Source organism: Amycolatopsis sp. DG1A-15b, from assembly GCF_030285645.1.
In the GTDB taxonomy this organism is placed as follows: Bacteria; Actinomycetota; Actinomycetes; order Mycobacteriales; family Pseudonocardiaceae; genus Amycolatopsis.
In genome coordinates this window covers 3,309,945-3,320,558 of record NZ_CP127296.1, presented here as the reverse complement: position 1 = coordinate 3,320,558, position 10,614 = coordinate 3,309,945, and the positions used below count along the sequence as shown (strand labels likewise).

Below are 10,614 nucleotides of genomic sequence, written 5' to 3'. Positions count from 1 at the left end.
CGTGCACCGCACCCTGATGAACGCCAAGATCCACCGCGCCACCGTCACCCAGGCCGACCTGCACTACGTCGGCTCGCTGACCATCGACGCCGACCTGATGGCCGCCGCGGACATCGTCGAGGGGGAGAAGGTCCAGGTCGTCGACATCACCAACGGCGCGCGGCTGGAGACCTACGCCATCACCGGCGAGCCGGGATCCGGCGTGATCGGCGTGAACGGCGCGGCCGCGCACCTCGTGCACCCCGGCGACCTCGTCATCATCATCACCTACGCGCAGGTGGAAGAGGCCGAGCGCGCGGGGCACCGGCCGCGGGTGGTGCACGTGGACGCGGACAACCGGCAGGTCCACCTGGGCCACGACCCGGCCGAACCGGTGCCGGGAGCGGAAGCGCAGCTGTCGGGCCGTGGGCGTTGACACAGTCACGTTCCGCCGGTGCGGTTGCTTTTGGCAGGATGCCCTAAATAAGGTGTGCCTATCCTAAAGATCGGCGAGAGGCTCTCATGTCCGTGTTCCAAGGCGCTGCCGGGCTCAGCCGGCGTGGATTCCTGATCGGGGCGGGTGGCGTCGCTGCCGCGGCGGCCCTCACCGCGTGCGGCAGCAACGACGACAAGAAGGCCGGCGCCGCCTCCGGTCCCTGGGAGTTCACCGACGACCGCGGCCTGAAGGCCGCGCGCGACCAGCGTCCCGCGCGGGTGGTGGCCTACGCCAGCTCGGCCGCGGCGCTGTGGGACTACGGCGTCCGCCCGGTCGGCGTCTTCGGCCCGCAGAAGACGGCCGACGGCGGCAAGGAGATCCAGGCCGGCAACATCGACCTGAACGCCGTCACCTCGATCGGCAACGCCTGGGACGACTTCAGCATGGAGAAGTTCGCCGCGCTGAAGCCGGACCTGGTCGTCACCGGCCTGACCGGCACCAAGCCGACGGACATGTGGGTGCTCACCGACGACCTCGGCCCCAAGGTGCAGCAGGTCGCCCCGATCGTCGCGCTGTCGGAGTACAAGGTCACGCTGCCCAAGGTGATCGAGCGCTACTCGCAGCTGGCCGTCGCGCTGGGCGGCGACGCGAACTCCGACGCCGTGAAGAAGGCCAAGGACGACTTCGACAAGGCGTCGGAAGACCTGCGTGCGGCCGCGAAGGAGAAGGCCGGGCTCAAGGTCCTGGTGCTCTACGGCGACAAGGACGGCCTGTACATCGCGAAGCCGGACTTCTTCGCCGACCTCGCGTACTACCGCGAGCTCGGCCTGGACATCGTCTCCGGCGGCGGCAGTGAGGACTACTGGGAGCAGCTGTCCTGGGAGCAGGCGGGCAAGTACCCGGCGGACCTGATCCTGACCGACTCGCGCTCGTACGCGCTGCCGCGCGCCCAGATGACGCAGTTCCCGACCTGGAACCAGCTGCCCGCGGTCAAGGCGAACCAGCTGGGCGACTGGTCGGCCGAGCCGCGCTTCAACCACCTGCTCGCCACGCCGGTCATCCAGAAGCTGACCGCGCTGGTGAAGGGTGCCCGCACGGACATCACCGCCTGAGGAGGCCCGCGATGACCAACCCGTTCGAAGACCCCGACGGCACGTACCTGGTCCTGGTGAACGCCGAGAACCAGCACAGCCTGTGGCCGGACTCCGCCGACGTCCCGGCCGGCTGGACGGTCGCTTTCGGCCCCGCGTCCCGCCAGGAGGCCCTGGACCACGTGGAGGCGAACTGGACGGACATGCGCCCCCGGTCCCTGGCCGACGCCATGGGCGCCTGACTTTCTTCCCGCACGGCACGCCGGGAGCCATTTGGCTTCCGGCGTGTCCGCCATTCAGCCCCGTCGCAATTTAATTCGGTGTCCCCCTTTCCCCCGAGATCGGTATCGTCCGCCGGGTGAAACTCAGATCGCGCATCTTTGCCGTCATCGCGGCAGCAGTGGCCATGGGATTGGGAGTCGCGGCTCCCGCGATGGCGGAAACCAATCAGACGCTCGAAATCAAGAGTGTCGCCCTTGGCAAATGCCTCGCCGTCGGGGCACCGACCTACGCCTGGGCGACGGTGGAGGACTGCACCGGCGCGGAAAACCAGCAGTGGGAGCAGATCCGCGTGGACGCCGACAGGGTGATCTTCCGCAACCTCGGCGACCGAACCTGTTTGAAGGGAATCAGCCACGTCGTCCGCTACGAATGCGACGACGAGGACGAGGAGCAGTACTGGGTGCTCACCGGCGACCGGCTGACGAACGCCAAGACGGGCCAGGTGGCCGACACCACCCTGTACGACGATTTCGGCGTGTTCCTGGCGGACGCGCGCCGCACTGACTACCAGCGGTGGCAGGTCAGGGTCACCGGGAACGCACCGGCTCCGCCGGCGGACACCAGTGGCCAGATCGTCCGGCTCCAGAGCGTGTCGGAGCGCAAGTGCGCCGCGGCCAGTGGCACCGCTGTCCAGTTGCCGGCCTGCACCGTTGCGGTGGAACAGAAGTTCCAGCGGGTCGAACTCGGCGACGGCGTGGTCCAGCTGCGCAACCTCGCGTCCGGCACCTGCCTGCGCACCGGGTCGTTCGGACTGCCCCGCGTCGATCTGGTGAGTGCCTGCGCTGCGGACGACCCCGCGCAGCAGTGGCGGATCGAGCCGGACCTGGTCGGCACGGTCCGGGTGCGCAACGTCGCCAGCGGCAACTACCTCACGCCGCGCACCGACGACATCACGACCTACGAGCGCACTTCCCTGGCGAATTGGCAGAAGTGGAGCCTCGTCGTCGCCTGAGCTGTTCGACCACGGTGCCGGCCGGGATCGGCCGGCACTGGCGTCAGGCGCGCTGGCCGGACCAAGCCGCCCACAGCTTCGCGTACCGGCCACCGGCGGCGACCAGGTCCTCGTGGGTTCCGGACTCCACGACCGCCCCCTCGTCGAGGACCACGATCCGGTCCGATGCCGCCGCCTGGGTGAGGCGGTGCGCCACGACCAGCGCCGTGCGTCCCTCCAAGGCCGCCGCGGCCGCCGCTTCCAGGACCTTCGAACCCGCGCTGCCCGCCTCGGCCGTGGCCTCGTCGAGGATCGCTATCGGCGGGTCGGCCAGCACCAGCCGGACCAGGGCCAGCTGCTGCGCCTGCGTCACCGTCAGCTGGTGACCGCCTTCGCCGACGACCGTCGCGAGACCGTCCGGAAGGGACGAAACCCAGGTCAGCGCGCCCACCTTGGCCAGCGCGGCCCGCAACTCGGCGTCGGTCGCCGACGGGCGGGCGAGCCGCAGGTCCTCGGCCAGCGGGCCCGCGAAGACGTGGACCTCCTGGCTGATCAGCCCCACCGTCCGCCGCGTGGCCTCCGGCCCCAGCTCCTCCAGGGCCACACCGCCGAGGGTGACCGAGCCCGTGTCCGGGCGGTGGATGCCGGCGATCAGCTTGGCCAGCGTCGTCTTCCCCGCTCCGCTCGCGCCGACCAGCGCCACCCGTTCGCCGGGCGCGACACCGAGGTCGACGTCCCGCAGCACCGGGTGACCGTCCACATAGGAGTACCCGATTCCCGCCGTCTTGACCGACGCGTCCACCGGCCGTGCCGGCTGCGAAGGCGACGCTTCGGCGGGCAGATCCGCGACGCCGATCAGCCGCGCGAGGCTGGCGGCGGCCGCCTGGGCGTCGTCGACCAGCGCCAGCGCCGTCGTGATCGGCCCGAACAGGCTGTGGAAGTACAACGCCGCCGCCGTCGCGACGCCGACCGTCACCGCGTCCGCGCCCACCAGCACGAACCCCAGCGCCAGCACGGCCGACAGCCCGACGAACTCCGCCAGGTTGAGCCGCGCGTAGAACCGCGTCACCAGCCGGATTCCCCGCAACGCGAGCGAGACGGCCGCCTCGGACCGGTCCCGCACCCGCTCCAGGTGGGTGTCCGCCAGCCGGAACGCCCGGACCGTCTTCGCGCCGCCGATGGTGTCCAGCAGCTGCTGCTGTTGCGCCCCGACCGCCTCGCGCTGGGCGGCGTACAACGGCTTCGCGCGCGGCACGTACCAGCGCACGGTCCACAGCTGGATCGGCACGGCCAGCAGCGCCGCCAGCAGGAACCGCCAGTCCAGCACGGCCAGCGCACCGAGTGTCAGCACGACCGTCAGCACCGACCGCCCCAGCTCGGGCAGCGCCTGCCGGACGCCCTCGGCCACCACCGACACGTCGTTCGTGACGCGGGCGGTGAGGTCGCCGGACCCGGCGCGCTCGAGCTGTTCGAGCGGCAGGCCGAGCGCGCGCTCGACGAAGCGTTCGCGCAGCTCGGCCAGGATCGTCTCGCCCAGCCGCGCCACCAGCGACACCCCGATCGCGGTCGCCACCGCCTGCGCCACCGCGACGAGCACCAGCCCTGCGATCGGCGTGACCAGCTCGGCGGCCGGGCGGCGGGTGGCGACCAGGTCGACGACCCGGCCGAGCAGCGGCGCGGTCAGCAGGCCGATCGCGGTGGCCGCGACGAGCATCGCGAACGCGGCCGCCGCGCGGCCTTTCGCCCGGCCGGCGAGCTCGCCGAGCACGGCGCGGATCCGGCGGCCGTCGGCCACGGGGAGGAGTTCGCGGGTCATGACAGCACCGCCGCTCGGTAGTCGGGCCGGCCGGCCAGTTCGGCGTGACTGCCTTCGCCCGCGACCCGCCCGTCGTCGAGCAGGACGACGCGGTCGGTGGCGGCGAGCAGCGCCGGGCTGGTGGTCACGAGGATCGTGGTGCGGCCGCGGCGCAGTTCGGCGAGTCCGGCGGCGATCCGCGCCTCGGTGACCGTGTCGACGGCGGTCGTCGGGTCGTGCAGCACCAGCACCGGCGCGTCGGCGGCGAGCGCCCGGGCGAGCGCGACCCGCTGCCGCTGCCCACCCGAGAGCGACCGGCCGCGTTCGGTGACGGCGGTCGCGACGCCGTCGGGCAGCGCGCTCGCCACCTCGTCGACGGCGGCCGCGGTCATCGCCTCGGCGCTCTTCGGCCCGGTGGTCACGTTCTCGGCGACCGTCCCGGCGAACAGATCGGCGTCGTGCGCGGCGACCAGCACCACCTCACGGACCCGGCTCGGATCCACAGTGGACAGGTCCACCGAGTCGACCGACACCGAGCCGCCCGCGGGATCGGCGGCGCGGCCCAGGCAATCGAGGAGGTCGGTCGCGGCGGCCGGGTCGGTGGCCACCACGCCCAGCAGCTCGCCCGGACGCGCTTCGAAGCCGACGTCGCGCAGGGCACCGCGGTTCAGCGCGGACAGCTTGACGTGCCCGGCCGCCGGAACCGGCAGGGCCGCGTCCCCGGCGCCGACGGCGTGGGCCGCGTTCAGCACTTCGGCGATCCGCGCGGCCGACGCCCGGCCCTGCGCCAGTTCGCCGTTGACCCAGGAGAAGATGGTGAACGGCGTGATCAGGTACTGCGCGAGCCCGACCGCGGCGACCAGGTCGCCGACGCTGATGTCGCCGGCCGCGGCCAGGGTGCCGCCGACGAGGGCGACGACGGCGATGAAGATCCCGGTGAGCGCCAGCAGCGCGCCGTTGTGCCAGGCCTGGGCGCGCGCCGCGCGCAGCGTCGCCCGCAGCGAGTCCTGGCTGGTCCGCCGGTAGCGGGCGACGGCGGCGCGTTCGGCGCCGACGCCTTTGAGCACCCGCAGCCCGGCGACGAGGTCGGTGGCGACGCCGGAGGCGAACGCCGAGCGCTCCTGCTCGGCCTCGCTCCGGCGTTCCAGGGGCTTCCCGATCAGGTGCGCCAGGTACAGCATCGGCGGCGTGCCGAGCAGCACGAGCAGGCCGAGCGGCAGCGACATGGTGAGCAGCACCACGGCGCTGACCAGCAGCCCGGCCAGGCCCGCGACACCGAAGGGCAGGACGCCGTTGACGGTGCCGACGCGCTTGGCGTCCGACGTCCCGATGCTCACCAGCTCGCCGGCGAGGGTGCCGGAGCCGGCGACGCCGCCGGGGTGCAGCACCCGGCGTCCGACGTCGAGGCGGAGGTCGTGGGCGGCGCGTTCGGCGGCGCGCTCGCCGAAGCGGGCCCCCAGGCGGTAACTGGTCGACAGCGCGGCGAAGAGCACGCCGAGCACCGCCAGCCAGCTGATGAGCGTGCCCACCGAGCCGCCCGCGACGGCCTGGTCGATGACCACGCCGATCACCACCGGGACCAGTGCTTCGCCGCCTTGGTGGCCCGCGGTCAGCAGCGCCGCGAGCACCACCGGTCGTCGTTGCCCGGCGATCGACCGGCGGAGGACCTGCCGTCCCGTCGTGCTCACCCGCGCCTCCCTCTCCAGAGCTGGGATAGGTAAGGCTAGTCTAAGTAAAGAAGTTACGGGAACACGGTCGGCTTCGTCTCGGTCCGCGGTTCGGTCGCCGGTTCGCCGAACCGGGCCAGCGCGAGCGCGGCCACCACGGCGAGGGTGAACCCGGCGACGGCGGCGAACGCGAAGCCCGGCCGCGTGCGGTCACCGAGCACGAGCACGCCGACCAGCGACGGGAACACCGTCTCGCCGAGCACCATCATCGCGGTCGAGGTGGTGACGCTCCCGCGCTGCAACGCGGTCGCGTAGAAGAGCATCGCCATCCCGCCCGCGACGGCGACGGTGTAGGTCGCGGGGTCGGTGAGCAGGTCGAGCGGCGCGAGGCTGGGGATGATCCGGCCGGCGATGGCGACGACGCCGAAGCACAGCCCGGCGACGAGCCCGAGCGCCGGCGTCCGGATCCGGCGGTTCGCCTTGCCCGCGACGATCCCGGCCGCGGCCAGGACGGCGACCGCGGCGATCAGACCGAGCCGGAAGCCGAGCCCGACCGGTTCGGAGCCCTCGCTTTCGGCGGCGGCGCCGAGCAGGGCGAGCCCGGCGCACACGACGCCGACGGCCGCCCATTCGCGGCGGCCGAGCCGCACGCCGAGGAACCGCGCGGCGACGGCGGTCACGGCGAGGCTGGCGGCGAGCGCGGCCTGCACGACGAACAGCGGCAGGACGTGCAGGGCCGCGATCTGCGCGACGAACCCGAGGACGTCGAGGGACAGCCCGAGCACGAACTTCCCCTGGCCGAGCACGCGGACCAGCAGTTTCGGGTCGACCCCGGCGGCCCCGGTGTCCGTGGCCCGCGCGGCGACCGACTGCATCACCGAAGCCACGCCGTACGCGCATGCCGCGCCCAGGGCGCAGAGCAGTCCCCACCACATGCCGGTCACTCTATTTTGTCGGTCCACTGAGGTACGGTGCGGCCATGTCGAACACGAGTTCGAAGACGTACCGCCACTGGCCCGCGCCGCTGGCGAATGACGAGCTGCGTCTGCTGCTGGACTTCCTGCAGTTCCTCCGCGCGACGGCGGTGAACAAGCTGGCGGGGCTGTCGTTGCCGCAGGCCGCGGCGACGCCACTGCCGGCTTCGCCGCGGATGAGCGCGCTGGGCGTGCTGAAGCATCTGACGGCGGTGGAGCGCTGGTGGCTGTCGATCGAGGCGGGCGGAGCGGATCTGCCGTCGCTGTGGGCGGGCAGCCCGGACCCGAGCTGGGACGTGGCTCCGGAGGACACCCCGGCATCGGTGGTGGCGGCGTACAAGGCGGAGTGGGCCCGGGTGGAGAAGGCGCTGAGCGGCCTGGGCCCGGACGACCGCACGAGGCGGCGATCGGAGTTCACCGTGCGGTGGGTGCTGGCCCACGTGGTGCAGGAGACGGCGCGGCACGTCGGGCACCTGGACGTGCTGCGCGAGCTGGCGGACGGGGAGGTGGGCGAGTGACGCAGAGGTGAGCCGGCGGCTCGGCTCGTGGGGCTTCGGCGCGGAAAAGCGGGTGACAAGCACCGCTACCCTGGATTCGTGGCCGTCGTTGCGGAGTACCGCCGATTTACCGGCCCCCTGGCCCGTTCCGGGCGCCAGCGGGGTTCCGGTGCCATGTCCGCAGCCTGAACCGACGCCGGGTGCCCGGGCCAGGGGGAACCATCCCCAGCCGTCCCGAGCCCGGAGGTTCCGTCATGCCCGAACCACTCACCCCCGCCCAGCTGGCCCGCGACCTCGCCGTCCGTGATCTCACCGATCCCGCCGCCGGGCCGCACGCCATCCAGCTCGTCGTCGACCAAGCCGTCGAAGCCGTCGCCGCACTCTGGTCCTGTGCTGTCCGGTGGAGCCCTGGCGAGCGCATCGTCACCGTCGCCGACAACTACGACCACCTCGGCTACCACCCCGCCGACGTCACTCGCGACGCCCGCTACACCCGGTACGTCGACGGACGGCACGTCCTGCGCAGCCACTCCACCGCGATGATCCCCGCCGCGCTGCGGGCCTTGGCCGCGGACCCCGCCGAGGACGTCCTGCTCGTCTGCCCGGGCGTCGTCTACCGCCGGGACAGCATCGACCGGCTGCACAGCGGCACGCCGCACCAGCTCGACCTCTGGCGGATCACCCGCGGCCCCACCACCCGCGCCGACCTCGAGGAGATGGTCGCCGCCCTCGTCCCCGACCGCGAGCACCGCCTCGAACCCCGCCGCCACCCGTACACAGTGGACGGTGCGCAGCTGGACGTCGAACACGGGGGTGCGTGGGTGGAAATCGCCGAGTGCGGGCTCGCCCACCCCGCCGTCCTCGCGCGGGCCGGGCTCGGGGACGGCTGGTCCGGGCTCGCCCTCGGCCTGGGCCTCGACCGGGTGCTGATGCTGCGGAAGGGCATCCCGGACATCCGGCTGCTGCGCGAAGCCGACCCGGCGGTCGCCGCCCAGATGACCGACCTCGCGCCCTACCGCCCGGTCTCCGCCCTCCCGCCGGTGCGCCGTGACCTCTCGATCGCCGTCGACGCCCACGACCGGGCCGAGGACCTCGGCGACCGCGTCCGCGACGCCCTCGGCGAAGACGCCGGTGTCGTCGAGGCGGTCGAGATCCGGCAGGAGACGCCGTGCGCCCGGCTCCCACCGCAGGCGCGAGCCCGGCTGGGCGCCCACCCCGACCAGAAGAACCTCCTGGTGCGCCTGGTGCTCAGACCCCTGGACCGGACGCTGTCCGATGCCGAGGCGAACGTCCTCAGAGACCGGGCCTACGCCGCCCTGCACCGGGGGAGCGTCCACCAGTGGGCCGGCGCGGGGGAACTCACCGAAGCACCCGATACCGCAGGTGCGTGACCGAGGCCGTCGCCCGCGAGTCCACCTGCTCCAGGTTCAACGGCGGGACGCCGTCGAACAGCCGTACGCCATCGCCGAGCGTGTACGGCGCGACGTGCAGCCGCACCTCGTCGATCAGGCCCGCGGCGAGGTACCGGTTGACCGTGGTCGGGCCGCCGTGGACGGAGATCCCGCCGTCGCCGGCCGCTTCGCGGGCGCGGGCCATCGCGGCCTCGATGCCGTCGGTGACGAAGTGGAACGTGGTGCCGCCCGCCATCGGCTGCGGCTCGCGCGGGTGGTGGGTGAGCACGAAGACCGGGCCGTGGTAGGGCGGTTCGTCGCCCCACCAGCCCGTCCACGGCCGGTCCCACTCGCCCCGCACCGGACCGAACATGTTGCGCCCCATGATGAACGCCTTGGCCGTCAGCATCCGGTCGAACTCCGCCGGGTGCGCCTCGCGGCCTTCGCCGTACCAGGCGTGCAGTTTGTCGCCCCAGCCGTCGCCGCCGTCGTCGCCGAACGGGCGCTGCTCGGTCTGGTGGTGCCCGGCCGCGTAGCCGTCGAGGGTGATCGTGAGGTCGCAGGTCACCGTTCCGGTGGTCATCGTGGTGCCTTTCTCGAGGGTTCCGGCTCAGCATGGACCGGACCCCCACATGACGTCCAATGCCAATCGAGCCGGTAACGCATTGATATTCTCGATGAATGCTGAACCTGGTGCAGCTCAAGGTCCTGGCCGCGGTGGCTCGGCACGGCTCGGTGACCGAAGCGGCCCGGGAGCTCCACTATTCGCAGCCGTCGGTGAGCCACCACCTGGCCCGCCTGGAAGCGGCCACCGGCGCCCGGCTCGTGCAGCGGGCCGGCCGCGGGATCCGCCTGACGCCGGAAGGCCGCCTGCTGGCCGGCCGTGCCGCCGAAATCGCCGGACGCGTGGACGCGGCGGCCGAAGAGCTGGCCGCGCAGGTCGGCTTGCGGGCCGGGCGCGTCCGGCTGGCCGCCAACGCGTCCACGCTGAGCACCCTCCTGCCGAGAGCGGCGGCGTCGCTGGCGCAGGCCCACCCGAGGCTGGAGCTGTGCCTGGTCGACCGGCATCCGGTCGAAGCGCTGGACATGCTGCGCCGCGGCGAAATCGACGCCGCCCTCGTCTTCCAGCACGCCGGCGCCCCGCTGGAGGAGGAAGGATTCCGCTTCCGCCACCTCGCCGACGACCCGATCCACCTGATCAGCCGACGCCCGGACGACAGCCTGGCCGACCACCACGACTCGGCCTGGATCGGCGGGTGCGACCGGTGCCGGGCAGAGCTGACCGCCGTCTGCGCGGGGGCGGGTTTCAGCCCGCGCCTCGGCTCGCTCAGCGACGACATGGTCGTCGTGCAGTCCTTGGTGGCCGCCGGGCTCGGTGTCGCCATCCTCCCCGGGCTCGCGCTGGAAGCCCACCGCCGTCCCGGCATCCACACCACCGAACTGCCGGGCGTCCACCGCCGCATCCACGCGGCCACCTACGGCGACCCACCGGACCCGCCCGCGGTGGCCGCCGTCCTGGCCGCCCTCGCCCGGGCCGCCGCACCGGCGCGGCGCGAACCGTAGGGTGTCCG

General features: G+C 72.9%; 11 protein-coding genes. 7 read left to right on the top strand and 4 right to left on the bottom strand.

The features are described from left to right. Window position 1: 1 nt before the first annotated feature. The 4 genes from panD to QRY02_RS15295 all read left to right on the top strand — a co-directional run bounded on the left by panD (window position 2) and on the right by QRY02_RS15295 (window position 2,740). Window positions 2-415 carry an aspartate 1-decarboxylase gene (panD, locus tag QRY02_RS15310; protein WP_043787605.1) on the top strand — a complete coding sequence of 138 codons (414 nt, stop codon included), beginning with the start codon at window positions 2-4 and terminating at the stop codon, window positions 413-415. Window positions 416-501: 86 nt separating this feature from the next. Then, the gene (locus tag QRY02_RS15305; protein WP_285992186.1) at window positions 502-1,527 is read left to right on the top strand and encodes an ABC transporter substrate-binding protein; all 1,026 of its coding nucleotides are present in this window, start codon (window positions 502-504) and stop codon (window positions 1,525-1,527) included. A gap of 11 nt (window positions 1,528-1,538) precedes the next feature. Further along, window positions 1,539-1,748, top strand: coding sequence for an MbtH family protein (locus QRY02_RS15300; RefSeq protein WP_285992185.1), 210 nt, complete (start codon window positions 1,539-1,541; stop codon window positions 1,746-1,748). A 116-nt stretch (window positions 1,749-1,864) separates the two neighbouring features. Continuing rightward, window positions 1,865-2,740: an RICIN domain-containing protein gene (locus QRY02_RS15295; protein WP_285992184.1), complete on the top strand. Its 876-nt coding sequence runs from the start codon at window positions 1,865-1,867 to the stop codon at window positions 2,738-2,740. A 43-nt stretch (window positions 2,741-2,783) separates the two neighbouring features. On the opposite strand, the gene QRY02_RS15290 is transcribed toward QRY02_RS15295, so the two are convergent. From QRY02_RS15290 to QRY02_RS15280, 3 genes are read right to left on the bottom strand one after another with little or no spacing between them, the layout of a single operon-like run. Continuing rightward, window positions 2,784-4,535: an ABC transporter ATP-binding protein gene (locus tag QRY02_RS15290; RefSeq protein ID WP_285992183.1), complete on the bottom strand. Its 1,752-nt coding sequence runs from the start codon at window positions 4,533-4,535 to the stop codon at window positions 2,784-2,786. Beyond that, window positions 4,532-6,202, bottom strand: coding sequence for an ABC transporter ATP-binding protein (locus QRY02_RS15285; protein ID WP_285992182.1), 1,671 nt, complete (start codon window positions 6,200-6,202; stop codon window positions 4,532-4,534). Before QRY02_RS15285 ends, QRY02_RS15290 begins: the two co-directional genes overlap by 4 nt. 53 nt (window positions 6,203-6,255) lie before the next feature. Then, the gene (locus QRY02_RS15280; RefSeq protein WP_285992181.1) at window positions 6,256-7,116 is read right to left on the bottom strand and encodes a DMT family protein; all 861 of its coding nucleotides are present in this window, start codon (window positions 7,114-7,116) and stop codon (window positions 6,256-6,258) included. A gap of 44 nt (window positions 7,117-7,160) precedes the next feature. On the opposite strand from QRY02_RS15280, the gene QRY02_RS15275 reads away from it, so the two are divergent. Further along, window positions 7,161-7,673, top strand: coding sequence for a DinB family protein (locus QRY02_RS15275; RefSeq protein WP_285992180.1), 513 nt, complete (start codon window positions 7,161-7,163; stop codon window positions 7,671-7,673). A gap of 233 nt (window positions 7,674-7,906) precedes the next feature. Beyond that, complete coding sequence (srmL, locus tag QRY02_RS15270; RefSeq protein WP_285992179.1) at window positions 7,907-9,043, top strand: PheS-related mystery ligase SrmL; 1,137 nt, start codon at window positions 7,907-7,909, stop codon at window positions 9,041-9,043. On the opposite strand, the gene QRY02_RS15265 is transcribed toward srmL, so the two are convergent. Further along, window positions 9,012-9,626 (bottom strand): dihydrofolate reductase family protein, encoded by a 615-nt coding sequence (locus tag QRY02_RS15265; protein ID WP_285992178.1) that lies wholly within the window; start codon window positions 9,624-9,626, stop codon window positions 9,012-9,014. The genes srmL and QRY02_RS15265 overlap by 32 nt on opposite strands. A 98-nt stretch (window positions 9,627-9,724) precedes the next feature. Between QRY02_RS15265 and QRY02_RS15260 the strand changes: the two genes are divergently transcribed. After that, on the top strand, window positions 9,725-10,606 hold the full coding sequence (locus QRY02_RS15260) for a LysR family transcriptional regulator (RefSeq protein WP_285992177.1): 882 nt from the start codon (window positions 9,725-9,727) through the stop codon (window positions 10,604-10,606). Window positions 10,607-10,614 lie beyond the last annotated feature (8 nt).